Annotated in this window: 22 protein-coding genes; 5 read left to right on the top strand and 17 right to left on the bottom strand. The window is 48.4% G+C overall.

The annotated features are described in order from the left end of the window. Positions 1 to 21: 21 nt before the first annotated feature. The 7 genes from LA360_RS23240 to LA360_RS23210 all read right to left on the bottom strand — a co-directional run bounded on the left by LA360_RS23240 (position 22) and on the right by LA360_RS23210 (position 9369). A complete protein-coding gene (locus LA360_RS23240; RefSeq protein ID WP_057572436.1) occupies positions 22 to 2559 on the bottom strand; it encodes an FAD-dependent oxidoreductase in 2538 nt (845 codons plus the stop codon). 332 nt (positions 2560 to 2891) lie between these two features. Continuing rightward, positions 2892 to 3806: a sugar phosphate isomerase/epimerase family protein gene (locus LA360_RS23235; protein ID WP_057572437.1), complete on the bottom strand. Its 915-nt coding sequence runs from the start codon at positions 3804 to 3806 to the stop codon at positions 2892 to 2894. Positions 3807 to 3816: 10 nt separating this feature from the next. Further along, positions 3817 to 4851 (bottom strand): Gfo/Idh/MocA family protein, encoded by a 1035-nt coding sequence (locus tag LA360_RS23230; protein WP_057572438.1) that lies wholly within the window; start codon positions 4849 to 4851, stop codon positions 3817 to 3819. Between the two features lie 11 nt (positions 4852 to 4862). Then, positions 4863 to 5825 carry an ABC transporter permease gene (locus LA360_RS23225; RefSeq protein ID WP_002586143.1) on the bottom strand — a complete coding sequence of 321 codons (963 nt, stop codon included), beginning with the start codon at positions 5823 to 5825 and terminating at the stop codon, positions 4863 to 4865. Positions 5826 to 5832: 7 nt separating this feature from the next. Then, complete coding sequence (locus tag LA360_RS23220; protein ID WP_057572439.1) at positions 5833 to 7314, bottom strand: sugar ABC transporter ATP-binding protein; 1482 nt, start codon at positions 7312 to 7314, stop codon at positions 5833 to 5835. A 60-nt stretch (positions 7315 to 7374) separates the two neighbouring features. Continuing rightward, positions 7375 to 8481 (bottom strand): sugar ABC transporter substrate-binding protein, encoded by a 1107-nt coding sequence (locus LA360_RS23215; protein ID WP_112482870.1) that lies wholly within the window; start codon positions 8479 to 8481, stop codon positions 7375 to 7377. A gap of 45 nt (positions 8482 to 8526) precedes the next feature. Next, positions 8527 to 9369 carry a sugar phosphate isomerase/epimerase family protein gene (locus LA360_RS23210; RefSeq protein ID WP_057572440.1) on the bottom strand — a complete coding sequence of 281 codons (843 nt, stop codon included), beginning with the start codon at positions 9367 to 9369 and terminating at the stop codon, positions 8527 to 8529. A gap of 205 nt (positions 9370 to 9574) precedes the next feature. On the opposite strand from LA360_RS23210, the gene LA360_RS23205 reads away from it, so the two are divergent. The 4 genes from LA360_RS23205 (at position 9575) to LA360_RS23190 (ending at position 13005) form a co-directional block, all read left to right on the top strand. Next, the gene (locus tag LA360_RS23205) at positions 9575 to 10591 is read left to right on the top strand and encodes a LacI family DNA-binding transcriptional regulator (protein ID WP_057572441.1); all 1017 of its coding nucleotides are present in this window, start codon (positions 9575 to 9577) and stop codon (positions 10589 to 10591) included. A 184-nt stretch (positions 10592 to 10775) separates the two neighbouring features. After that, positions 10776 to 11270: a helix-turn-helix domain-containing protein gene (locus tag LA360_RS23200; protein ID WP_112481404.1), complete on the top strand. Its 495-nt coding sequence runs from the start codon at positions 10776 to 10778 to the stop codon at positions 11268 to 11270. Further along, positions 11240 to 12025, top strand: a complete 786-nt coding sequence (locus tag LA360_RS23195; RefSeq protein WP_112481403.1) for a transposase — start codon at positions 11240 to 11242, stop codon at positions 12023 to 12025. The genes LA360_RS23200 and LA360_RS23195 overlap by 31 nt, the downstream gene beginning before the upstream one ends. Before the next feature lie 215 nt (positions 12026 to 12240). Further along, entirely contained in the window at positions 12241 to 13005 is a 765-nt protein-coding gene (locus LA360_RS23190) for a MurR/RpiR family transcriptional regulator (RefSeq protein WP_065550324.1), read from the top strand. A 134-nt stretch (positions 13006 to 13139) separates the two neighbouring features. Here LA360_RS23190 and LA360_RS23185 read toward each other — a convergent pair whose 3' ends face one another. The 3 genes from LA360_RS23185 to LA360_RS23175 all read right to left on the bottom strand — a co-directional run bounded on the left by LA360_RS23185 (position 13140) and on the right by LA360_RS23175 (position 17545). After that, on the bottom strand, positions 13140 to 14531 hold the full coding sequence (locus LA360_RS23185; protein WP_057571710.1) for a M24 family metallopeptidase: 1392 nt from the start codon (positions 14529 to 14531) through the stop codon (positions 13140 to 13142). Positions 14532 to 14572: 41 nt separating this feature from the next. Then, positions 14573 to 15838, bottom strand: a complete 1266-nt coding sequence (locus tag LA360_RS23180; RefSeq protein ID WP_022201524.1) for a M20 family metallo-hydrolase — start codon at positions 15836 to 15838, stop codon at positions 14573 to 14575. Between the two features lie 126 nt (positions 15839 to 15964). Continuing rightward, positions 15965 to 17545, bottom strand: a complete 1581-nt coding sequence (locus LA360_RS23175; RefSeq protein WP_057571709.1) for a PTS transporter subunit EIIC — start codon at positions 17543 to 17545, stop codon at positions 15965 to 15967. A gap of 368 nt (positions 17546 to 17913) precedes the next feature. On the opposite strand from LA360_RS23175, the gene LA360_RS23170 reads away from it, so the two are divergent. Beyond that, positions 17914 to 18189, top strand: coding sequence for a hypothetical protein (locus tag LA360_RS23170; protein WP_002583244.1), 276 nt, complete (start codon positions 17914 to 17916; stop codon positions 18187 to 18189). On the opposite strand, the gene LA360_RS23165 is transcribed toward LA360_RS23170, so the two are convergent. The 7 genes from LA360_RS23165 to LA360_RS23135 all read right to left on the bottom strand — a co-directional run bounded on the left by LA360_RS23165 (position 18186) and on the right by LA360_RS23135 (position 25140). Beyond that, positions 18186 to 18398 carry a hypothetical protein gene (locus LA360_RS23165; protein WP_002583243.1) on the bottom strand — a complete coding sequence of 71 codons (213 nt, stop codon included), beginning with the start codon at positions 18396 to 18398 and terminating at the stop codon, positions 18186 to 18188. The two genes, LA360_RS23170 and LA360_RS23165, sit on opposite strands and share 4 nt — an antisense overlap. Positions 18399 to 18443: 45 nt before the next feature. After that, positions 18444 to 19649 carry an IS256 family transposase gene (locus LA360_RS23160; RefSeq protein ID WP_173876956.1) on the bottom strand — a complete coding sequence of 402 codons (1206 nt, stop codon included), beginning with the start codon at positions 19647 to 19649 and terminating at the stop codon, positions 18444 to 18446. Positions 19650 to 19939: 290 nt separating this feature from the next. After that, positions 19940 to 20155, bottom strand: coding sequence for a hypothetical protein (locus LA360_RS23155; RefSeq protein ID WP_225537665.1), 216 nt, complete (start codon positions 20153 to 20155; stop codon positions 19940 to 19942). Positions 20156 to 20194: 39 nt separating this feature from the next. Next, positions 20195 to 21121 carry an AAA family ATPase gene (locus tag LA360_RS23150; protein WP_225537664.1) on the bottom strand — a complete coding sequence of 309 codons (927 nt, stop codon included), beginning with the start codon at positions 21119 to 21121 and terminating at the stop codon, positions 20195 to 20197. Positions 21122 to 21728: 607 nt separating this feature from the next. After that, on the bottom strand, positions 21729 to 21926 hold the full coding sequence (locus tag LA360_RS23145) for a hypothetical protein (RefSeq protein WP_089774910.1): 198 nt from the start codon (positions 21924 to 21926) through the stop codon (positions 21729 to 21731). Between the two features lie 140 nt (positions 21927 to 22066). Then, entirely contained in the window at positions 22067 to 22519 is a 453-nt protein-coding gene (locus tag LA360_RS23140) for an NUDIX hydrolase (protein WP_002567924.1), read from the bottom strand. Between the two features lie 254 nt (positions 22520 to 22773). Beyond that, positions 22774 to 25140, bottom strand: coding sequence for a xanthine dehydrogenase family protein molybdopterin-binding subunit (locus LA360_RS23135; protein WP_065550322.1), 2367 nt, complete (start codon positions 25138 to 25140; stop codon positions 22774 to 22776). Between the last annotated feature and the right edge of the window lie 4 nt (positions 25141 to 25144).

Below are 25144 nucleotides of genomic sequence, written 5' to 3'. Positions count from 1 at the left end.
GCTGCCTATTTCGATACCTCCCTAATTCTCCATCACATCCTGATAAGCAGCATGGTTCTCCAGCGCTTCCGTCATGACCGCCATCCGGGACAAATCACCTAACAGAATTACACCGCTCATCCGGTTATTCAGGAAATAGTATTTCCGGTACTGTTCCTTACCCATATCCCTGAATTCCACTGTTTTATAATAGAGATTCGGATTTCTTCCGTTGTCGCCCGCGGCAAACAGGGCGGTGTTCATACCGTGGAAGGTCAGGGCCGCAGGTACCGGAGTGTATTCCAGACTGTCACCGGCCGCGTTGGCGCCGGCAGTCTTGCCCTGCTCCACAGCCTCCGGCCAGATGCCGTAATTCGTGTCATGGTACTGTGCACAGTCACCACAGGCATAGATGCCGGAAACGGAGGTCTCCATCAGCTCATTGACAACTACCCCCTTCTTCGTCTCCAATCCCATCTTCTTCGCCAGCTCTATGTTGGCGCGGATGCCTGCGGACACAATCACCATCCCGGCTTCCACCACTTCCCCGGTTTTCAGGCGGACACCGCTCACATGGCCGTCCCCCTCGATGGCTTCCACATTGACACCGGTGCGGATAACCACACCGGCTTTGGATGCAATTATCTTCAACTGCTCCCCGGAACTCTCATCCAGCTGACGTCCCATCAGGGATGGCGCCATTTCAAGCACTGTCACCTCAAGGCCGGCCTTCTTAAGCTCCCACGCTGCTTCCAGTCCCAAAACGCCGCCTCCGATAACCACGGCCTTCCCCGTGCTCATCATCAGAGTCTCCACCTTTCTGACATCAGAAAGCCGTCTGATTGCCGCCACCTCCGGTAACTTGCTTCCTTCCATAGGCGGAATAAAGCATTCACTTCCCAGGGCGTAAATCAGCTTCGTGAAATGCAGCTTCGTTCCGTCGTCAAGAAGCGCCTCTCTGGCATCCATATCCACGCTCTCCACCCGTTTTCCAAGCATCTGGCGCACCTGATTTTCCTCATACCATGCAGCATCCACCATAGCTATCTGCTCCGGCTCCAGACCTGCGACCAGGGATTTGGTCAGCATGGGACGGTTGTAGGACGGATAGGGCTCCTCGGATACCATAATAATCCGCCCTGTGGCATCCCTCTCCCGGATGGCTTTTGCGGCATTAAATCCGGCCGCGCCGTTACCGAGAATCAGATAGTCGCTGGCCGTGTTGTTGGTGAAATCATTTACCACATCGTCCACCGGCACAAAGTTCTCCCGGCCCACGCCGCAGACAGGACAAATCTCGATGGAGGAATCAAAAATCTCCCCGCAAACCAGACATTTAACCAGTTTCCTGCTGCCCTTTGCCGCCGCTGCCCCCGGCTTCTTGGACTGCACCAGACATCCGAACTGGTATCCGAACTCATAGGCACTCACCAAATCCGCCTCCGACGGTTTGAACCGCACCTTGAATCCGTTTACCACCTTCATTTTCAACTGTTTCAAGCGCTCGGTGATATGGGGTACTCCCTCGCCGCTCCAGCCGTAGCTGCCGAACGCTCCCGCATATTTTCCGCCGTGGGTCACACTGAACATGCCCAGCGTCAAATCCCAGATAGGACGCAGCGCCTCGGCAATAATGGTGGGCGTACCAAACAGAATTCCGTCTGCAAACTGTAACTCCTCCTGCACCTTCGCCGTGTCGGCCGTCACCATATCGTAGCTGCGCACGTCGATATCGCCGCTGTCGGCAATTCCCTCCGCAATCTTCTCCGCCAGCAGTCCCGTATATCCGTAGGCGCTGACGTAAGGGATGATAACGGTTTTCTTCCCGTTTGGATTTACCACCGTGGACCATTCCCGGTAAAGGGCCATCACCTGCTTAATTCTGTCACCCACCAGCACCGGACCGTGACCCGTGCACACCATGCTGATATCCAGGGATTTCACCCGGTCCAGGGCCTTCAGCATAAACGGTTTATATGGACCGATAATACAGTCAAAATAGTAGCGCAGCGCCTTTATGTAATCGTCCTCATTCTGAATCTTATCCGACACCACCTCTTCCAGGCAGTAGTGGGAGCCGAAGGAATCGCAGGTCACCAGAATCTGCTCCTCCTCGATAAATGTGTACATGGTATCCGGCCAGTGCAGGTTTGGAACCAGCATGAAATGCAGTGTCCGCTGGCCAATGGTCATCCGCTGGCCGTCCTTCACCGCAATGCTGACAAAGTCCCGGTTCACGATTTCTTTTAAGAAACTAATGGCACAGGGAGTCGCCAGTATCTTCATCTGGGGACTGTAATCCAGCAGCCGCTCCACACTCCCCGCATGGTCCGGCTCCGTGTGGCTGGTCACCAGATAGTCAATCTTCGTGACGTCAATCACCTCTTTCAATTTTTCCAGATAGTCGTCAAAAAACCTGGCCTTTGCCGTCTCAAATAACACCACCTTATTCCCGGTCTTCATCACATAGGAATTGTAGGTTGTGCCAAACTCCGTATACATCACAATATCAAACACCCGCAGCTTGTCGTCAATAATACCCGTCCAGTAAAACCCGTCTCTCAATTTAATCGCTTCCATAGTCAGCACCTCTCCTTTACACACATGAATTACAGATAATAAGTTATTCTATGATTCCACTTTAACGCAAATCCCGCCCTGTGTCTATTGCATTTGCCACATATTGGCAAACTGTTATCAATCTTAGCCCTATTTGTGCAATTTTGACTAACCGCAATAAGGGACTGCCAAAAAGAGCGATACGAAAAACATGTGGAATATCATGTGAAAAGGAAACCTCCGGAAAAACCATAAACATGATTTTTCCGGAGGCCGGTTTTCAGAGAGAAAAAACAGGGAATCGCTGAGAAAAGGGGAGTAATTATGAGATATTAGATTATACCGGCTTTTTATTATATTACAAACTGCTCTATGTAACGTTTTGAAAGCTTTAAGCTGTCCAGAATCCTTTCACGGTCCGCCTCAAACGCCCGGTCCTCAACTTCCACGCATGTAAACCCATCATAACCAATATCAGTCAGCGCAGACACATAACGTCCCCAGTCCACATCTCCCAGTCCCGGAAGCTTGGGTTCCATATATTCCAGCGGATATGCCATGATTCCCACATCCTTAAGCTTCTGGGGATAAACCTTGATGTCCTTATAGTGTACATGGAATATCCTCTCTCTGAATTCATAAATAGGCTGGATATAATCCATCATCTGCCACACAAAATGGCTGGGATCGTAATTGATGCCAAAGTTTTTGCTGGGTATCATATCAAACATTTTTCGCCAAAGAGCGGGTGACGTAAACAGGTTATTCCCCCCTGGCCACTGTTCTCTTCCAAACAGCATCGGACAGTTTTCAATTGCGATTCTGACACCGTGCTCCTCAGCATATTGGATAATAGGAGGCCATATCCGGCCAAATGCCTCAAGATTTTCTTCCACGCTCTTAGTCTGATCCCTGCCCACAAAGGTGGTGACCATTCCAACGCCCAGCTTTTCTGAAAATGCAATTACCTTTTTAAGGTGCCGTATGGCAGCCTCCCGTTTCTGAAAATCACCGTCCATGGTATTGGGATAATATGCCAGGGCGCTGATCTCAACTCCTGTCTTTTTACATGTCTCATGAATATGGTTCACGTACTCACGGCTGTCATTATCCACGTCAATATGGCTGACACCCGCATAGCGGCGTTCCGCTTTCCCCTGGGGCCAGCAAGCGGCTTCCACGCACTCATACCCCAGTCCGGCGGCCGTATCCATCATTTCCTCAAAAGTCCATCCATCCAGGATGGCACTTACAAACCCTAACTTCATCTCATTCTCCTTAGCCTATTTTAATTGTTTTTCCTGTTTTGGCAGATTCTATACTTGCAAAAACTGCTTCCATGGCGCTGAGTACGCTTTTTCCACTGAGCTGTGCTTCCTTTCCGTGAACAATACAGTCCATAAAGGCGTCTATTACGCCTGATTTTGTCTGCTTGTCATTGGTCTGAATCTGATCTACATTGTACAGTATGACCTCATTGTCCGGCTTTATAATCTTGATGCAGTATTCCGGGTCCTCATAGATACGCATAATTCCCTTGGACCCGTACAATATGGTGGAGTTGTCTTCCTGACCATAGTAGGTCCAGCTGGCTGTCATAGTTCCCACTGCGCCTGATTCCATCTTATAGATACAGATGGCATTGTCGTCCACCCCGATCAGGTTTCCGCTCCCATCTTTTTTATCCAGGGTGGTAATCACAGCTGTAGTCTCTGCCACATGTTCTCCCATCAGGTACTGGATCAGATCTGTCTTATGGATTCCCAGATCCGCCATAGCTCCCATGGCAGCCTTTTTTTTGTCAAAAAACCAGGTATTGCTGCCGGGATCAATGCTCCAGGTTTCCGGGCCTCCATGTCCAAAGGTAGTCTTAAAGGTTATAACCTTTCCAATATCCCCGCGCTCAATCAGCTTCCTGGCAAGCGCATGGCCTTTGGCTAGTCTCTGATTCTGCCCAATCATAAGGCATTTCCCTGTTTCCTCAGCAGCTTCTGCCATCTGGCGGCACTCCTCAAGGGTTACTGCCATTGGTTTTTCGCAAAGTACATCCTTGCCCGCCTTCAGTGCGGCAATGGATATCTTTGCGTGAAACTCATTGGGAACACATATGGAGACAGCGTCGATTTTTTCATCCTCCAGCAGTTCTTCATATGTCTCATAAACGCGGCCTCCGTATGTACCGGCGAGCTCTCTGGCCCTCTCCGGGTTCAGGTCATAAAACGCATAAAGCCTTGCGTCCCGGTGGTCTGCGTATTCCGGAATATGCCTTACCTGGGCAATCCTTCCGCATCCAATGATTCCTATACTTTTCATCATGAACCTCCCTAATTCTTTGTGAGCATATGGACCCTGATGGCGCTGATTCCCAGAGATATGATAATCAGGGCGCCGGAAGCAATCTCCTGAAGATAAGAGTTGACTCCCAGTATATTCAGCACGTTGGAGATAAGTCCCATAAGCAGTACGCCGAAAAATGTTCCTACAATATTTCCCTTTCCACCGTTAATAGGCGCTCCGCCAATTACCACCGCGCCCATGGCCTGAAGCTCATATCCCGCTCCTGTGGAGGGCAGGGCCGAGCCCACCCTGGACAGCAGGAGGACAGCAGCCAGGCCTACAAAAAAGCCATTCATGGCAAAGAATATAAGCTTATTCCTGGTCACCTTGATACCTGACAGGAATGCCGCTTTCTCATTAGAACCAATGGCAAAGATACGCCGTCCTATCTGCGTATACCGCAGTATAATGCCAACCACCACGCACCCCATCAGGCTGATAATAAAAATCAGAGGAACTGCCCCAAACAGGCGGAACCGGTTCATTGTATCAAATTTTCCGTACACGGTCTGAATGACTCCTTTTGTCAGATAGAGGGCCGCTCCTGTATATACGCTGGTGGTTGCCAGCGAAATTATAAAGGAAGGCGCCTTAAAAAGAATCGCAAGTACCCCGTTAAAAAACGTACAGAACATGGCTGTGAGGATGCCTGCGGCTGCGGCTGCGGGAATGGGGATCCCCGCGTTCATCATCATTGCCATGAGACAGGAGCTCAGTCCAATGACCGCCCCAACCGATATGTCAAAATTCCCTGATATAATCAGGATAGTAGCGCCCGCAGCCACCAGGCCCAGAACTGCAATCTGCTCAAAAATATTCATCACATTGTTAAGCATAAGAAACCTGGGATTCTTCAGCGCCGTAAGCACGGATATCAGTAAAATAATCAACAGAAGTATGAGCCACTGCTGACTTAAAATTTTGTATTTCAGATTATTTCTGTCCTTCATCTGTCCTTCACTCCTTCACTCCAATATACTCTTTTATCAGCCCATCTTCTGTGACATCTGCCGAATCCAGGATACGCACCAGCCGCCCTTCCCTCATGACCCCAATCCGGTCACTCATGGAAATAAGCTCGGGCATGTTGGAGGATACCATAATTACAATCTTCTGTTCCTTTGCCAGTTTTTCAATCAGCTTATAGATTTCCTCTCTGGCCCCCACATCCACGCCCTTGGTGGGCTCGTCAAAAATATATACATCTCCGTCCTCCAGAAGCCAGCGGGAAATAACCACCTTCTGCTGGTTGCCGCCGCTCAGGTTTCCTACCTCCTGCTCCTGGCTGAATACCTTTATCTTAAGCTGCTGTATGCTTTTATCCACAATTCCTTTTTCCTTTCTCAGATTCAGAAAAAAGGAATTGTCGTTTTTTGATATAGTAAGATTTTCCCTGGCCGAACGTATCAGAAAAAGACCTTCGCCCTTTCTGTCCTCCGAGACAAGGAATACCCCTCTTTTTACAGCGGATTTGGGATTTGTGGGAGTGATATCCTTTCCATCCAGGGACAGGGTTCCTGAATCCTTTTTATCGGCCCCGTATATCATACGAACCAGCTCCGTCCTTCCCGCGCCCACCAGACCGCCCAGGCCAAACACCTCCCCCCTGGACACTGAAAAGCTCACATCCCGGACAATACGGTTGCCGGAATAATGCTCTGCCACAAGAGCCCTGTCACCGGATGAAAAGCTGCCTTTCTGATAGAAGTTGGATGCATCCCTTCCCACCATGGCCTTAATCAGCTCATCCTGATTTGTCTCTTTCAGCATAAGCTTTTTCACCATTGCACCATCCTTCAGGACATAGGCCATATCTCCCAGACGGAACATCTCCTCTAAATAATGGGAGATATAGATGATGCCCAGTCCCTTTTTCCTCAACTGTTCCACCAGGTTCATAAGAGATGCGGTCTCCTCCTCTCCCAGAGAAGCCGTTGGCTCATCCATAATCAGAATCCGCGCTTCCTGATGCAGGGCTTTTGCAATCTGAAGATTCTGTTTCTGACCCGGTGAAAGCTCCTCCACCAGCATGGAGGGCTTCATATCCATACTGAGGCTCTGAAGCAGCCGCCTTGTCCTCTCCTCCTGCTCCCTGCTGTTCACAAAGGCTCTGCCCCTCAGCCTTTCATTTCCCAAAAATATGTTGTCGGATACCGTAAGGGAGCTCACAAGGTCGGCATCCTGGTAAATGGTGGCGATTCCCAGATGCATAGCCTGACCGGGAGTCATCCGTTCATATGTGGTTCCGAATATAGTGATTTTTCCTTTGTCCGGTTTTTCCGCGCCGGAAAGTATCTTGATCAAAGTGGATTTGCCGGCCCCGTTTTCCCCTGCCAGGCAAATAATCTGCCCCGCCTCCAGCTCCAGGCTCACATCCTTCAGTACCTGTATGCCGGAAAAGGATTTGCAGATTCCGTCTATGGATAAAATATTTCCCAATTCCTTTCCCTCCCTTTATCTATAAATGGGGATTCATATGAACCCCCACTGAAATGTTTCCTATTGCATTAATTCCGGAAAATACTCTTTTGTCAAATCCCAGTAACACTCATCCACTTCCCATGGCACTACCTTGGTCTTGTCATCAATATTACTCTGGTCCACAGGCATAATAGGAAGTTCAACCTGCTGCTGAACTGCTGTGCTGGCTCCGGTTGCGTACTGATTCAATACCTGATAGGAAACAAGTCCCTCCCAGCCAGGAGATGATGAGATGGTATAATCCAGATTGCCGTTCTTAATAAGGGGAAGGCCCGCGGGAGAACCGTTCTGTGAAACCACCTTATACCGGTCTGCCACTCCCTGAGAATCCAGCATCTGGATAATACCGGCTGCCATGTCCTCATTCATAACAAAGATAACTGAAAAGTCTTTGCCGGAAGCAATCGCATCCTGTGCCACCGTAATAGCTTTGCTGGGATTATATTCCCCTTCCTGAATATCGATTATCTTATTTTTGCCCAGTTCATCCACCTTTGCCTGCATAGCTTCATTTATCCTCTGGCAGGGCACTGACTCAAAGTTGCCTGTGATCACAAAGATATTTTCACCCGGACAGTTATCCGCAAACCACTGTCCGTAATTGTTGCCCATCTCTGTCCAGTCAAAGTCAATAGCTGCAACAATGTCGTTCCCATTGTTATCCAGAGCTGTTCCCACACTGTCCGTTGACACCAGCGGTATACCTGCCTTTGCGCATTTTTCTGCTGCTATTTTAGCTCCGCTTTCATTGAAGGAAAAGATACACAGCCCGTCAACGCCCTGGTTAATCATGGAATCAATATTGGAGACTTCTTTGCTGACATCGTAGTCTGAATTTAAAATAACTACCTTGTTGCCATCCTTCTCCGCTCCCATCTGAAATCCTTCCACATTGCGCTGATACCATGTATCCGGCCCCGGCGTAATATAACCGTAAACCTTTCCCCCCGCACTTTCCGCTTTGGACTCCTCTGCTTCTTTGGACCCGGCCTGCTCTGTCTGAGATGTTTCTTCCTTTGCCGCGGTCTGTGCTGCGGTTGTTGTCTCTGTCTGGGATGAACCAGAACAAGCAGTCATCAGAGTCATTCCCGAAACCACCATTAATGCTAACAGTCCTTTTTTCATTTGACACCCTCCTTAGTTAAATGTTTTTGATTTATAAATGTCTATTTATAAATTCTCCTTCAGAAACTTCAGCCCCTCTAAGGCCAGCGCATCCTGGCTGGCGGCCAGGGGTCTCCACAGAGAAACCGCTTTTGCTATCTCTGTTATGTCTGTGGTAAAAGATTCAATCACCACCGCGCCGTCATAACCAATATCCCTCAGCGCCTTGCTGATTTCATCCCAGTCAAGATGGTCCTGTCCCGGAGTTCCCCGGTCATTGGAACATGCATGAAAGTCAAACAGCCTGCTGCCCGCTCTGCGGATCGCCTGCCCCAGACTCTTCTCCTCAATGTTCATATGAAATGTGTCCAGCAAAAAACCTACATTATCACATCCAATCTCATCCAGAAGTTCCACCCCCTGGTCAACTGTGTTCAAAAAATCCGTCTCAAAACGGTTCAGGGGTTCAAGGGCCAGCCTGATTCCTTTTGTGGCGGCATAGCCCGCAAGATCCCTGAGATTATCCACCGCATAGGCTCTCTGCCGCGTCCGTTCTTCCTCTGAAGCCATCCTTGCCTTACCGGTTGCCGCATACATAGGTCCCGCCACATAGGGGGAGCCAAAAACCGATGCCATATCAATCAGCGTCCTGATATACTCCATCCCCTTGTCCCTGTAACGGGAAGCGTCTGAGCTGATATCCCGCTCCGGGCCAAAGGCTCCGCATATGTTAACCTGTATACCTGCCTTATCAGCTTCATGCTTCACATAGGCAGGGTCAAATGACGAGGGATCTTCCACGCCTATCTCATAGATGTCAAATCCCAGCTCCTTGGCATGCTTTAATTGTTCTATGGTATGATTTGAAAACGGGGATACCCAGACATAGGAACTTACACCAAACTTCATTTTTCCTCCTTTTTATGTGTTTTACATTTTTATGTAAAATACTTTCATTTTCTTCCGTTTTTTATGTCATTTTCATTTATTACTATATCTTTTTTTCATTTTATTGTCAATACTTTGTAAAAATTTACATTTTTTACATTTTCTCTGTACATTTCTTCTATTTTGGTGTATTCTAAATATATCATTAGATTGTGAGGTATCAGCCATGTCAACAAAACCAACCATTTCCCAGATAGCAGATATGTCCGGTGTCTCTATAGCCACCGTATCACGCTTTATCAACAATACAGCCGCAGTCAAGGGCAGCACCGCAAAAAAGATCATGGAAGCCATCCATTCTCTGGATTATCCACTGCCTGAAAGCTTTATTGCCACCAACACGAAAAAGGACGGCAAGGTCATTCTGATCAATATACCGTCCGTCTCCAATCCATTTTACAATGATGTAATCAAGGGAGCACAGGATGCGGCCCTGCGCCATGATTACTACACCCTGGTAAATGTCCAGCATCTTAATTCATCTACTGAATCAACCTTTTTTAATCTGCTAAATAACATTAACCTCTGCGGCGCCATTATATTAAACGCCATGGATCAAGGATATTTTAACAGCCTTTATCATACCATTCCCTTTGTACAGTGCTGTGAGTATACGGAAAACCAGAACCTGGTCTCCTATACCAGCATTGATGACGTGGCAGCCGCCAAGACAATGATGGAGTACATCCTGTCCACAGGGCACACAAAGATTGCTTTTCTGTGTGGACCGGACCGGTATAAATACGCACGCCAAAGGAAGGCCGGATATATACAGACGCTGGAAGCCGCCCATATTCCCCTGAACAAGGACTGGATCATCCAGCTGCCTGAGCTGGACTTTGACATGGCCCTCTCATCCACACACCAGCTTATGTCTCAGAAGGAGCATCCCACAGCTGTCTTTGCCGTCTCCGATGTGCTTGCCGCAGCTGCCATACGCGGATGCCGCCTGGCCGGGCTTTCCGTACCAGCGGACATTATCGTTACGGGATTTGATAATGTGAACATATCCCAGGCCACATCCCCTCCCATCACAACCATCAACCAGCCAAAATATCAGATGGGCTACATGGCATGTGAGCTTCTGATTGAAAAGCTAAATACTCCCGGAGCAAAACCGCGGCAGGTACTGCTGAACACAGAGCTCATCATACGGGAATCCACACAGAGACAGCGTACCTAGCACCAGAACATCACGGACCGGGAAGCATACTTTGGAGTCAAATGAGAGTCAAAAGGGCGCTATGCCGATGCAGCATTGGTGTCAAATTCTAGTACAGCATTGCCAAAATAATAATGAATAGACGTTGCTTTTTTATTGTAGTCGGTGCATAATAATTCTATCACTAAAGAATGGATGTGTTATTATGCGAAGGAAAACAATTGATACTATCCCGGTTTTATCTGATGCCATGAAAAACATATTATCTGCTTTTTCAAAAAGCCGCTCCCTTCCGTCAGGACTGGTCAAAAGAGCCAGCATTGTCCTGCTTGCGTCACAGGGGGAACTCAACCAGAATATTGCACCACAGGTCGGGCTTCATTATAATAATGTTGCCACCTGGCGCAGTCGGTTCCTCGCGGCGCTCCCAGCCTTGCGGAGGATTGAAATGGACGACCCGAAAAAGCTTGAAGATGAGATACGGGCAGTCCTGTCCGATAAAAAACGCCCCGGTGCCCCGTCTGTTTTTACGCCGGACCAGATCATGCGGATCATCGACCTTGCCTGCAGCAACCCAAATGATTTTGGGTACGAAGTAAGCCAGTGGAGTCTCCCGCTGTTAGTGGCAGAAATTAAAAAGCAGGGGATCGCTGAACAGATTTCTGAGAAATCTGTCAGCCGTTTTTTAAAAATGAGGTAGATTTACATCCCCACAAAATCCGTTACTGGCTTCATTCTTCGGAAAAGACGGAAGCCCCGGAATCTTTTGCGCGGAAAGTAAACGAAATCTGCGGCCTGTACCAGAGTGCCCAGGAACAAAGCCGGGAAGGTGCACACATTGTTTCCACGGATGAAATGACCGGGGTACAAGCGCTGGAACATAAATATCCTGACAAGCTCCCATTACCCGGCCAGTGCGCCAAAATGGAGTTTGAGTATATCCGCCATGGCACGACCAGCCTCATCGGGTTCTTTGATGTTGCAACGGGCCGTATGGAAATGCCGTATTTAAACTCCACACGCACAGAAGAGGATTTTGTGGAAGCCGTGAAAGCATTGGTAGGGACAGACCCGCAAGCCCCATGGACATTTATATGCGATGGCCTAAACACCCATAAATCGGAAGCCCTTGTCCGCTTTGTGGCAGAAGCCTGTGCCCTTGGCGTGGAACTGGGCAAAAAAGGGAAAACAGGGATCCTTAAAAGTATGGAAAGCCGAGCGGATTTCCTGCATGACCCTTCCCACCGGATCCGCTTTGTCTATACTCCGAAACACAGTTCCTGGATGAACCAGATTGAGATATGGTTTGGCATCATTAACCGGAAGCTGCTGAAGCGGAAAAGCTACCTATCAATAGAAGAACTGGAAGCAAGCATCCTGCGCTTTATTGAACAATACAATCTTACAGCACACCCATTTAAGTGGACATATGCCGGGATACCATTAGTAATTTAATCACTGATATTTAAGCAATGCTGTACTAGTTCATTTGTTCTGTTGTAAATTCAGCTATAAATTTTTCTATTTTTCACCGGCGGCGGACGGCTGTGATGCTGCCGGATCCCCCTAACAGGCAGGAATCACATATAGTTCTACAAAATCGGGCAAATCCCTTGGAATTTACAAACTTTTATGCGATAATAAAACTACAAGCAGACAAGGAGGCCGATATGGGATTTAAACTGGATTTGATTATTAACGAAAACTATTCAAAACTGAACGACATCGACCTGCATATTCTCCATTTTGTGCAGACCAATCTGAAGCTGTGCACAACAATCAGTATCGCTGACCTGGCCAGAAAATGCAATGTTTCGACAGCCACCGTCCTGCGTACCACCCAGAAGCTGGACTTCAGCGGTTACAGTGAATTCAAATTTTTCCTGAAAAACGATACGGAGAAGGTTAATGTCTCCACGCTGGATATGATCGAGATTATCAGCCAGGACATCTCGCAGACCATCAAGCTCTTCAAGCAGAATAAGGAAATCAATGAGATCTGCCGGATCATCGACAAATCTGACAACATCTACGCTTACGGCACCGGACACGGACAGCGGCTGATGCTGCAGGAATTTGCTCGCTGTTTCCTGAATGTCAACAAGAATATCATCCTGATCCCGTCTCTGACTGAGTTAAAGATTATCAAGAAATTTATGAAAAAAACAGATTTGCTGTTCATCGCCTCCTGGTCAGGCAATATTGACAAGTACCGGGACATCCTGATCAACCTGGAAGTGCTGGGCATTCCGATGATTTCCATTACCTGCTTAAACAACAACGATTTATCTGCCATGTCCAAGTACAACCTCTATTTCCAGAGCAGCACCATGGACAAGGATATGAATATCAACCGTTCCTCCTACCTCACGCTGCATCTGATTCTGCATCTGCTCTATGATGGTTATATCGACTACGCGACCTGCAAAATTTAGAACGGCGCTGATATTGATAAGAATTACACGAAACCTGTTTTTTACAATACAACAACACTGCCGCCTTAACGGTCATTCCCCGTTAAAGCGGCAGCCTTTTTCATTGCTTATTCAAACCTTCAGGCACAGCAGTGTTATTTTGCAGACATTGCCCACGCCTTATTGAGCAGCAGCGGACGAAGATATGCAACCGTGGAGCACATCGGCAAAATATCCGGATTCAGACGGATATTCAGCTCATTTTCCAGGTAGCTTCTTCTTTGCATCATACGCTTCCACAGCTCCGGCGCATGCTTCTGAATTTCCTGTCTCAGCGCCTCGTCCGCCAGCGCCACCGTGCTCTCCGCACTGGTTCCGGCATATCCTTTCACCGACGGAATAATGTCGATCTGGAACAACATTCCGCTTTCCAGCACTTCTTCACTTCCCGCATACACCGGTGAAGACATCCACTCCTCGTCAGCCGTCAAATGTCCCGGACATAAAGACCAGTGATACTCTGCTTTCGGAAGCACCTCGTCGATGCGCTGATACAGCTCGCCGCCGGTCATCCCGCAGTGTACCTGCTCCAGCCATTCCACCACAGCACCGTAATACGGCTTCACCACAGCATCCACATAATCCCGTGCACCTTCCGGCAGCTGGGATGCATCCTGCACCGCATAACCGGCACGAGAAGACAGACCGCCCTTGTAGCCGATTGTCAGGCTGATGGTATCTCCTGTTTTTACTTTATTTTCTGTCGGATAGATATTGGCCTTCACAAAACGCTTACCGGCAGCCGCAATCGTAACCACGCTGTTTTTCTGACCCAACGCGTTCAGCGACTCGCCCAGCGCCGTCTCGCATACGCCCTCATCCAACAGATTCATGGTACGCAGCATACAGTCTGAAGCAAGCGACGCGCCGAATTCATAATGCTCGATCTCATTGACGTTGTTGGTACAGCGGACGCCCTTATTTCCGATAAACAGATACGTCGCATTCACCACGTCCCCGGTCTCCCCTGCAATTTCCCGGATCGCGTCCACAACATAAGACGGCGCGTCAAACAGCTTTGCATTATCTTCCAGACTGCTGGTAAAATACTTCCAGCCGACAAGCCCGATTCTCTTTCCCGGTGCGATACCGGCCTGCTTCAGCAGTTCTGTCAGGCTTTCGCTGTTTCCCATCGGCTGATTCGGCAGGGAGAAATACGGCGCATGAATGGCCTCCGCCTGAATTCTGGCCGACGGAACCTTATTCAGATTCTCATTTCCCATCATCATGTAATGGGTTCCGCCCTGATTGAGCACCAGAAGTGCCTCCTCAAAACGCGGCAGGAAACCGGTCAGGTACTCAAAGTTGTTGCCGTGTTCCAGATCTGCATACACCACCAGGGTGTCAAAGTGATCTTCTTTCATACGACGCAGCACGCTGTCGTACCGTTCCTGCATGGTTTCGTCTGTCAGCATCACTGGTACACCGGTACAGTCCGATACCGGTTCCCTGACTTCTTTGTAGACAATGTTTGTATATTTTTCCATGAAATCCCCTCTTACTGTTGTTTGACTGTAACGGTCCAATCTCATTTATTTTTGCTGAGATCCATTACCAGATGAAGCAGAACATCTGCGCCTTTCTTGATGCTCGCATATTCCGTCCACTCCTCCGGGCAGTGAGATACGCCGCCGCGGTTACTCGGCACATAAATCATGTTGGTGTCGCAGAAATCCGTCATAATCATGGAATCATGGCCGGTACCGTTATTGATGATCACGTGGCTGTATCCCAGTTCTTCACAGATTGCTTCCATCCTGGCCACATTTTCCGCACACATAACGCTCGGTCCGGTCGGGTTCGGATAATTGATTCTCGTAATTTCCTCCAGCTCCGTGCGGATGCCATATTCTGCGCTGACTGCATTCAGAATTGCGGTGATCAGCTCCTTAAAATTCGTTTTCTCGATACATTCCCTGCTGAATGTACGGATCTCGATCTTGCCCTCTACATACTCCGGCACGAACTGGTTGGAGTTCGGAGTTACATCCAGCTTGCCGACCATACCGGTAACATCCGGTCCCAGCGCCTTGATCTGTCTGTCAAACTCTGTGATAAAGCTGGCTGCCGCTACCAGCGCGTCTTTCCGGCTGTCCATCGGTACAGTGGAATCTGCGGTTGCACCGTGGAAACGGATTGTGTATCGTCCGATTCCGGCCAGGTACCTGATCAGGCCAATCTCGATATTTTCACGCTCCAGCACCGGCCCCTGCTCGATGTGCAGCTCCAGGAAGTTCTTAATGGAGCCCGGTTTGCGGATGGCTGCTTTCAGATCCGGCTTCAGGCCGTATTCTGCCATCGCCTCCAGCTTAGTCTGACCGAAACGGTTTTTCACTGTCTCCAGCTCACGCTGAGTCATGGTTCCGAGCATTGCTCTGGAGTTGGATACGCCGGTACTCGGTCCGAACGTAGCACCCTCCTCGGCATTCATCAGAATCAGCTCCAGCGGATAATCGTTGACAAATCCTTCTTCTGTAAGTACACGCATAACTTCCAGCGCGGAAACAGAACCGGCAACGCCGTCAAATGCTCCGCCGTTGACTACGGAATCGTAATGAGAGCCCAGCATAACAACCGGCGCATCTTTCATGGTTCCCTCGCGGCGTCCGAACAGGGTTCCGAATCCGTCCTCATAGATCTCAAGGCCAATTTTCTTCATCTCCCCAGTCAGATAATCTTTGGCCATGGTATCTTCCTTAGAATAGGAAGAACGGGTCACTCCCTTTCCCGGAGTGGACGTAAACTGAGCTAATGTTTCGATATCTTTCTGTATTCTTTCTGTTCTGGTCTGCATAATACCGCCCCTTCTCTTACCATCACATCTGTATTCTGTTTGAAGATCTTATGGAATATCGCTTTCCCTGTGATTCAAGATAATGAAAAAGCCCACGGCGGACTTTTCCATTATCTGTTTACGAAATTATTTGCTATTCTTTACTGCACGTTTTAACTCTGCCGCAGCTTTCTCAACCTTAGTACCGTAAACTACCTGGATATTATTCTCATTAATTTTAATAATACCAAGAGAACCGGTTTTTTTCAATAATGCATCATTTACAATAGAAGTATCTTTTAAAACAAGTCTCAGTCTGGAGATGCAGTTGTCGATCTCAAGGATGTTCTCTTTTCCGCCCAGAGCATCCATGATGCCGTTTCCAAGCTCGGTCACTTCATCGGTATCGACTACTTCGTCCGTCTCGTCCTCGCGACCCGGAGTCTTGATGTTGAATTTCACAATCGCCCACTTAAATACAAAGAAGTAAATCACTGCATAGATCAGGCCGATTACGACGTTCAGGAGCCATTTGGTCTGCGGCCCGCGCAGTACACCGAACAGCATCAGGTCAATCAGACCGCCGCCGGCATTACCGATACATACGCCCAGTAAGGAGTTGATCAGGAAAGACATACCAGCCATGAAAGCGTGGAACAGCCATAACAGCGGAGAGATGAAGAAGAATGAAAACTCGATCGGCTCCGTGATTCCTGTAAAAAGGCTTGTTAAACCTGCTGCCAGTAAGATACCTTTTACCTTCTGTTTATTCTTCGGCAGTGCGGTTTTGTACATTGCATAGCATGCTGCCGGAAGACCGAATACCATGAACGGGTGAGTACCCTGTGTCAGGAAACGGGTAGCCTGGCGCATAACGTCCATATCCGGCTCTGCCTGCATCAGTAACGTATTGAAAATGTTCAGCGCGCCGGAAACCTGCTGTCCGTCGATCATTGCCGAGCCACCGATTGGGGTGAAACGGATCAGCTGATTGAGGATATGATGCAGTCCGGTCGGAATCAGGAGTCTCTCCAGGAATCCGTAAATGAATGTGCCGAATGCACCCGCAGAAGCCAGCAGTGCGCCGAATCCATTGATTACCATGTTAAATAACGGCCATACGAAGAACATTACAATGGCTAAGAACGGAATCGTTACAACCATCATAATCGGAACAAATCTCTTGCCGCTGAAGAAGCTGAATGCGGTCGGCAGCTGTGTCTCGTGGAAACGGTTGTGAATCATAGCAGTCCACAGACCAACGATAATACCGCCGAAGATGCTCATACGATAGGTGAAAATACCCATTACTGTATCATAAGCTGCGTTTTTCTGGGTTGCTTCCAGCGCGCTCATGCCCTGTCCCATCAGGTACTCAATGCTGGTCGTCTCAGCGTTCACACCCTTTAAGCCCAGGAAGAAACGAATTGTCGTGTGGAATAAAATAAAACCGATAATAGAAGCAAAGGTTGCCACTTCTTTATCTTCTCTGGACATCCCCTGTGCCACAGACATACAGAACAGAATCGGCAATAAGCCGAACAGTCCGCCTGCCAGAGCATTAATCAGACTTACAAAATCGTTTACAAACCCCACATTCGCCAATGCATTCCCAAACACATTCGGGTTCAGTAATGTTGATGCCAAACCTAACAACAAACCTGCTGCCACGATGATGGACAATGGTCCCATCAAGGACTTACCAAGTTTTTGTATAAATGTTTTCATACCTTTCTTCCTCCTGTTGTTTAAGTTAAGATGTGCGCACCGTGACTTTATTCACACTGCCATTATAACATCTGAGGTTTTGAAGTAAATAGTTGCGGAGGATTATGAAATGGGTCTTCATTTTATAAAAATTTTACGTTTTGTGTAATTTTTGACAAAATGAGCGGATGATAACATTCATTTCCTCAGAGAGTATGAAAAAAAGTCTGTAAATTGAGATCTTCTATGATAAGTTAATGAGAAAGGTAGGTGGATGTCGTGACCACCTACCTTTACTATACGGATGCTTTTGGATTCTGTCAAGATGTATTGGAAAATCCCATCAAATTATGGTACACTTCTTACAGGAAAACATCAGGAGGTGTGCCATGAAGCTAAAAACAGACGATCCCTTTGTACCTGAAGATATCAGGGCAAAGATCAATGGACTGCAGTCCCTGCTGGATCATGCAGCCGACTTATACAGTGATATCTATAGCTGGTATGACAGTGAACTGAAATCCTATGACCCGAAAGCCACCGCAGACGATGAACTGTTTGACCCTGGCACAGGGACTGTTGTGGAGGGGATCGATTACCTGTCTATCATGGAATCCCTGTCAGAGCTGCAGACAGCCAACGAATGTAAAATGCAGAGGGATTAACCTTGTGTCCCATCGGCCTGGCCTCTGGCGATGTCTTCCCGTATCAGGGCCTTGATGGCCCCTTGGACGGAAGTGTCCCTGCCATATTTGTGCTGTCTGACCCAGGCCAGGATATCTGCATCTGTCTTCATATTCAGTTTTAACTTCACCTGTACAGTATTATAGCTGTCGTACCTGTCCTGAGCATCGTATTTTGAAAATCCATACATGGAAAGCTCCTTTCCGGATAGGTGTACACCTATGCCTGTGCGCTCTTATTCCGGCAGTCTGCCTTCGTACATAATGGACAGTTCCCCATAGACCTGCCCCCAGTTGCGGATGGGCATGGTCCACTTCTTCGTCGCCTCGAACGTGGCCAGGTACAGAGCCTTTAAGAGCGCCGTGCTGCCCGGGAACACGCTCCGCTGGCGGTTGAGCTTCCGGTAGGTAGAGTTGAGGCTCTCGATCGCGTTGGTAGTATAGATCACCTTCCTGACCTCCATGGAAAACTTGAAGATGGGGGATACCACATCCCAGTTGTCATGCCAGCGTTTCATTGAGTTGGGGTACTTTGGCGTCCACTTTTCCGTCACCTTCTCCAGCGCCTCCAGCGCCTTTTCCTCGTTTGCGGCATGGTAGATGGTTTTCAGGTCCGTGGCAAATGCTTTCCGGTCCTTGTCGGAGACGTATTTCAGCGTGTTCCGTACCATATGTACGATGCAGCGCTGCTGCTCCGTCTTCGGGAATGCCGCCGTTATGGCTTCCTTAATGCCCGTGAGCCCGTCCGAGCAGAGAATGAGGATATCCTTCACACCGCGGTTCTTCAACTCGTTCAGAACGCAGAGCCAGTACTTGGAGCTTTCATTCTCCCCGATCTGTATGCTCAGGACTTCCTTTTTACCTTCCAGCGTAAGGCCGAGGATGACATAGGCGGCAAGCTTGCGGATTACCCCGTCCTCCCGCACGGAATAATGGATTGCGTCGATGTAGACCACGGGATAGACTTCCTCCAGCGGGCGGTTCTGCCAGTCTTCAATCTGCGGCAGTATCTTGTCCGTCACGTCCGAGATGAACCCTTCCGAAGCCTCAAAACCATAAATGTCCATCAAGGTATCCGAGATTTGGCGGGTTGTCATGCCTTTTGCATACATGGATATGATCTTCTGGTCAATGCCGGAAATGTCCTTCTGGCGCTTTCTTACCACCTGGGGTTCAAACGTGGACTTCCTGTCCTGGGGCACCTGGATGTCCATGCTCCCGAAGCTGCTGTTGATCCGCTTGGGCTTGTAGCCATTGCGGTAATCATCCGAATCCGACCGTTCTGACCTCCCATAGCCGAGATGCTCATCCATCTCCGCTTCCATCATCTCCTTCAGGGTGCTCCCCAGCAGGTCTTTGAGGGCTTCCTGGATATCCTCCGCAGTCTGGATGTCATACTCTTCCAGGAGCTGATGGACGATGTTCCTTTTCCCCTCCGTCATGACTACTTTGTGTACGGGCTGTTTTTCTCTTCTTGCCATAATAATAGGCCTCCTTATGATAATAGATTTTATCATAGAAGACCTAATGCTTAATAGCTATTTACAGAAAAACTTTCATACTCTCTTTCCTCAAAAATCAGAAAACTCTTATCCAAACATTCTGATTAAAATAGCTATCTATCCAGGCTGGCTACATACCCGGTAGTCATGAAAACAACAGCAAATCATAAAATAAAGGTGCCAGATAGTCATCTAAAAACGATGATTTCATGGCACCCTCTCCTGGAGTATCATTTATCAATCTTCAACTCTGGATTAATGCGCCGAAGATATTCATCAAATAATGGTACTGTAAAATCTATTTCCGCATGTCCTGTGGAATGAATGATTCCTTTGCTGATTAGCTGTGCACGAAGAGGCGAAATCGTACTGACCTTTTTACGTAAAATCTTTGCAACATTAGAAATAGCACAGGGCAACTCACCACACTTCACCATTGCAAACAAAAAATCATGTTCTGTCTTGGTACAACGTTCGTACCGAACTTAAAAAAAGCTTTCATCCAATTGTGATAAAAAGGTTGCTACAACCCTCTCCACATCGCTTAACTGTATGATTTCTGTCTCCGAGTACTCCCAAACCGTACTGCATAACTCCTGTATAAAATATGGATACCCTTTAGTAAGTTGAATAATCTTATAAATTGCCGCACTATCATAAACAACATTAAATTCTTTTGCGGGGTTAATAATAGCAGCTTCCGCATCATCAGCGGATAGACGGTCTATCTGGTAATACTTAAACAGCCGCTCTGAATAGGACTTTACCTCCCCCATTATTTTTAATATTTTAGGAAGTCCCGCTCCAAACATCATAATTGGCAGACGTAATTGGTTTACACGATGCAGCGCATTTATCAGCGCCTCCATCTCTGATTCTTTCATATATTGAATCTCATCAATAAAGAAACATAAGGCCATACCTGCTTTTGAGGCTGTTCGGCCCATGGAAACAAACATTTCAGTCAAATCATCTGTAAGGACACCAGTGCTGATATATGGGGATGGTTCACTTAGTCCAGCACTAAATGTATTATCCTCTGGATTCCAACTCACATTAAAAGCTTTTAAAATTCCTAATGCCTTTTTTGCTACTTCCTTCGCCGATTCCGTAATACTCATATGGTGTATCATCTTTTTCGATGAGTTAGATATCTGACGTACAAAGCTTCCCTTTTCAGCTATTTCAATATGTTCATATAGTATACCAAATTCCTCGGCTGACTCCTCAATCTTATTCAGTAGTACCGTTTTCCCAACACCGCGCAAACCATAATAAATAACTGACTGCTGAGGATATCCTTTATTCAAAGCTATTAACGACTTTGATGCATTATTTATAATATCATCACGCCCAGCTAGGTACGCCGGCATGGCACCTGCTCCTGGTGTATATGGATTGGCATATTGCATAAATCTCTACCTCCCTCTTATTATCTCCACTAATTATACTATTATCTATTATAACGGATTAATACGTACCGTACAATCATTTACCCAAAATAAACTCTTACTAACGAAATAAACCCGTATGCATATCACAAAACGCATACAGGTTTATCTTCTGTCGTTAATTCACTCAAGCCTCAAACACAAGTAAACAGCATTATATATCATCACAGACTGCCTTGGCATATGTGCTGGCTTCTCCTTTCCAACTTTTGATTACCTCTGATTACTTTTTAACCATTCTGCAAAATTGTACTAATTTGCTATGGGCACTTTTTTGTTCACACTCTCTACAATCCTCACCTTTTCATCTAATCCGCCGGTGTCAAATGTATAATATTGGTTATTTACATCCGCCGAATGCCCTAACAGTGCCGCAGCAACCGTGGCCGAGACTCCTTAGCATCTCATCTTAGAATTCACAGTCCTGCGATATGCATGAATACCTTTATCGCTGAACGAAATGACCGGAGCATGAATTCTGCCATTTTTATCAGCAAATAAAACCATACTGCAGCTGAACCTTTTTTATACGTTCCAATATTTCCATGACATATGTTGACAAACGGTATTATGCACTGTCCAATAAAAAAGTTTTTCCTGATCCGGTTGGAGAAGATATAAAAACTGCCGGAATATTATCCATGAACCATCCTGTAAATTCTCCTTTCAATGCCTCGGAAACATATTGATTAGAATACTGATTAATCCTAATTTCCCTGATATCCCGCCAATCCGGAACACTAAACCCCGCTATGCCATTACCCATTTTGAAATTGCCCCCAAATTTTTTGCCGCATTTTTTTCTATATATTTTATTATAGCATGCCCGTCCCCCTGCTTACACCCAATTGGTGTCAAAAGGCGCCCCAGCCAAGCCGGAGCGCCCTTAAATACGTTACTATCTACCTAAAAATACTTCTTGCTTCCCCAAAGATTACTCTTCTTCAAATCCAGATACTCATTATAAGCCTTTTCCAGTATCTGCTTCTCATTGGAAAACTTCAGCAGATGGTATGCCTCGTAGAACTTATAATACCCGGAATCCAGAAAGTACTCTTCCCGCTGTGGTTTGCTGTAATAGCTGTCGGCCATCATCAGATACCAGTGTACGTCCTTTTCCACCACATCCTGGGGAGTGTTAAAGGAGTATTGGCTCTTGCCGATATACTTGATAATGGATGCACTGACACCGGTCTCCTCCTTCACTTCACGGAGGGCCGTCTCTTTATACTCTTCGCCAGCTTCTACTGTTCCCTTAGGCAAAACCCATCCCTCATACTTGTTCTTATAATTCTTATAAAGGACGAGGATTTTACCACGAAATATAACCACACCGCCGCAGCTCGTTGCTTCAATCATTGCAATTCCTCCTGGTGTTGGTGTGAACCTGATCTGCGTCTGTACCGGACGGATCCCTGACAGTCCCAGCGTGCGTCCCGCATGTATGCGGCACAGCATCTATTGGCCCGGTTACGCAATCATAACTGGTCTTAGTATACAACTTTTGGAAGGGATATGCAAGGCTTATCTGCTATTTCAGGGCTGGCAGGTATTGGGAAGCGGGATTGGATAAACGCCGGACAGCCATGCTGATACCGGTATCCTGCCAGACTTTAATCCAGCCCGTTCATCCCCTTAAATACTTTCTCCGCGGTTATGGGAAGTTCCCGTATTCTCACTCCTACCGCATTGTAAACCGCATTGGCAATGGCCGGGGACGGCGTGTTGATGACCACTTCACCGATGGATTTAGCGCCGAATGGGCCGGTGGGCTCGAAGCTGCTCTCAAACTCCACCTGTACTCTGCCCACATCCAGACGGCTGGGCACCTTATACTGCATAAAGGAGTTCTCATGGACCTTTCCGTCCTTTGAATAGCTTACGTCCTCATACAGGGCCATGCCAATTCCCTGGACCAGTCCGCCCTCAGTCTGGACCCTTGCCAGATTTTCATTGAGAGGCGTTCCGCAGTCCACCGCGGCAGCGAATTTGATTAACTCCACCTGTCCCGTCTCCAGATCCACCTCCACCTCGGCGGCTCCTGCCATAAAAGGCGGCGGAGATATGGGCGAGGAATGGGACTGTGTCACCTGAAGGGCGTCCTCATTGGCACACTGCACCCTGTTTGCCAGGTCCTTTATGGAGATTTCCTTTTTGGTACCGTCCTCCCCGCAGGCCGGCTTATATACCCGCTTTCCGTCAAACTCCAGCTCCTCCACTCCTGTTTCCAGGTATTTGGCTGCCTTGTGGAGAATTTTTTCCTTCAGGGCTTCACATGTCTTTACCACGGCTGTTCCGGTCAGATAGGCAGTGCTGGAAGCATAGGAACCGGAGTCATAGGGGGATATATCCGTATCAGCCCCAAATACCACGATATCATCCAGCTCGCAGCCCAGACATTCGGCAGCCACCTGGGCCAGCGTGGTGTCGCAGCCCGTTCCCATGTCGGCCGCACCGATAATCAGGTTGTAAAAACCGTCGTCGTTTATCTTAATAGTAGCGCCTGCCACATCCACCCCGGATATGGAGGAGCCCTGCATGGCCATGGCCAGTCCCACGCCGCGCACCTTTGAGCCGCTTACCTGGCGTCTGGGGTATTTCCCGTCCCATCCTATCATGTCTTTGACCCTGGCCACACAGCGGTCCAGAGCGCAGCTGTCCGCAGTCTCACCGTAATAGGCCGGCATGACGTCTCCTTCTTTGACCATGTTAAGTTCCCTGAATTTCACCGGGTCCATGCCCAGCTCTGCCGCCAGCTCGCTTACCGCTGATTCCACGGCAAAGATTCCCTGGGTTGCCCCGTATCCGCGGTATGCCCCGGCCGACATCCGGTTGGTGTAGACCACGTCATAGCTGAACCGGAATGCCTCAGGCGTGTGGTACAGCGGAATGGACTTATGGCCGGACAGGCCCACAGTGGTGGGTCCATGTTCCCCATAGGCCCCTGTATTTGACAATGTATATACATCCATGGCTTTCAGGATACCGCTGTCATCGCACCCCAGCTTCACCCGTACCTCCATCTCGTGGCGGGGTGAGGACGCAATCTGGGACTCATAACGGCTGTAAATGATTTTGGCGGGTTTACCTGTCTTCCAGGTCACGATGGCAGGGTATACCTCCGCCACAACCGTCTGCTTTGCCCCGAAACCGCCTCCGATTCTGGGCTTGATGACGCGAATCCTGGATTTAGGTATATCCAGGGCATGGGCCAGGATTCTTCTGGTATGGAATGGAATCTGGGTGGAGGCCACCACATTCAGCCTTCCGTACACATCCATATGGGTGAAGGCCCGGAATGTCTCCATCATGGCCTGCTGGTTGGCCTTGGTGTGGTACACCCGCTCTATCACATGAGTGCAGCCCGCAAATGCCTGCTCCAGGTCCCCATGGCCCTCAATGCCAGAGGCGCAGAGATTGCGTCTGTTGTCAGCGCCCACATCGCAGAGACTCTTCCAGTCCTCCTCCGGATGCACCAGAACATTGCCGTCCTTGGCATCGTGCATGTCCAGCACCGGCTCCAGCACTTCATATTTTACACGTATGAGGCGCATGGCATGGTCCACCGTTGCCTCGTCCTTTCCTGCCACGATTGCCACCGCGTCTCCCGCGAAACGCAGCCTGCGGTCCAGTATGAGCCGGTCATAGGGGCTGGGCTCCGGATAGGTCTGCCCCGCCATGGTGAAACGGCTCTGCGGCACGTCCTTCCATGTGAGGATGCACTCAATCCCCGGTATCTTGGCTGCAACGCCGCAGTCTATCTCCCGGACCATGGCATGGGCGTAAGGGCTTCTGAGCACCTTTACCACCAGGCAGTCCTTTAAAGCCAGATCGTCCGTGAACACCGGCTTGCCTGTCACCAGGGCCCTGGCATCCTTCTTGATAAAGGGGGCGCCTACCACCCGGAAATTCCGTCCGGCATGTGTGCTGTCACTACCGCCCCTTATACCCTCAGATGTCTTATCGTCTGTATATCCCATCTGC

Origin of the sequence: Enterocloster clostridioformis, assembly GCF_020297485.1 — a bacterium.
In the GTDB taxonomy this organism is placed as follows: Bacteria; Bacillota; Clostridia; order Lachnospirales; family Lachnospiraceae; genus Enterocloster; species Enterocloster clostridioformis.
The sequence above is the reverse complement of the archived record's forward strand: the minus strand, read 5'-3'. Positions and strand labels throughout refer to the sequence as shown.

Bases quoted from the DNA above. Each gene is read 5' to 3' on its own strand.
- LA360_RS23190 (WP_065550324.1), top strand. From the start codon at position 12,241: ATGGGATTTAAACTGGATTTGATTATTAACGAAAACTATTCAAAACTG.
- LA360_RS23185 (WP_057571710.1), bottom strand. From the start codon at position 14,531: ATGGAAAAATATACAAACATTGTCTACAAAGAAGTCAGGGAACCGGTA.
- LA360_RS23140 (WP_002567924.1), bottom strand. From the start codon at position 22,519: ATGATTGAAGCAACGAGCTGCGGCGGTGTGGTTATATTTCGTGGTAAA.
- LA360_RS23200 (WP_112481404.1), top strand. From the start codon at position 10,776: ATGCGAAGGAAAACAATTGATACTATCCCGGTTTTATCTGATGCCATG.
- LA360_RS23165 (WP_002583243.1), bottom strand. From the start codon at position 18,398: ATGTATGGATTTTCAAAATACGATGCTCAGGACAGGTACGACAGCTAT.
- LA360_RS23225 (WP_002586143.1), bottom strand. From the start codon at position 5,825: ATGAAGGACAGAAATAATCTGAAATACAAAATTTTAAGTCAGCAGTGG.
- LA360_RS23215 (WP_112482870.1), bottom strand. From the start codon at position 8,481: ATGAAAAAAGGACTGTTAGCATTAATGGTGGTTTCGGGAATGACTCTG.
- LA360_RS23160 (WP_173876956.1), bottom strand. From the start codon at position 19,649: ATGACGGAGGGGAAAAGGAACATCGTCCATCAGCTCCTGGAAGAGTAT.
- LA360_RS23170 (WP_002583244.1), top strand. From the start codon at position 17,914: ATGAAGCTAAAAACAGACGATCCCTTTGTACCTGAAGATATCAGGGCA.
- LA360_RS23135 (WP_065550322.1), bottom strand. From the start codon at position 25,140: ATGGGATATACAGACGATAAGACATCTGAGGGTATAAGGGGCGGTAGT.
- LA360_RS23210 (WP_057572440.1), bottom strand. From the start codon at position 9,369: ATGAAGTTTGGTGTAAGTTCCTATGTCTGGGTATCCCCGTTTTCAAAT.
- LA360_RS23205 (WP_057572441.1), top strand. From the start codon at position 9,575: ATGTCAACAAAACCAACCATTTCCCAGATAGCAGATATGTCCGGTGTC.
- LA360_RS23240 (WP_057572436.1), bottom strand. From the start codon at position 2,559: ATGGAAGCGATTAAATTGAGAGACGGGTTTTACTGGACGGGTATTATT.
- LA360_RS23145 (WP_089774910.1), bottom strand. From the start codon at position 21,926: ATGGGTAATGGCATAGCGGGGTTTAGTGTTCCGGATTGGCGGGATATC.
- LA360_RS23150 (WP_225537664.1), bottom strand. From the start codon at position 21,121: ATGCAATATGCCAATCCATATACACCAGGAGCAGGTGCCATGCCGGCG.
- LA360_RS23230 (WP_057572438.1), bottom strand. From the start codon at position 4,851: ATGAAAAGTATAGGAATCATTGGATGCGGAAGGATTGCCCAGGTAAGG.
- LA360_RS23175 (WP_057571709.1), bottom strand. From the start codon at position 17,545: ATGAAAACATTTATACAAAAACTTGGTAAGTCCTTGATGGGACCATTG.
- LA360_RS23180 (WP_022201524.1), bottom strand. From the start codon at position 15,838: ATGCAGACCAGAACAGAAAGAATACAGAAAGATATCGAAACATTAGCT.
- LA360_RS23235 (WP_057572437.1), bottom strand. From the start codon at position 3,806: ATGAAGTTAGGGTTTGTAAGTGCCATCCTGGATGGATGGACTTTTGAG.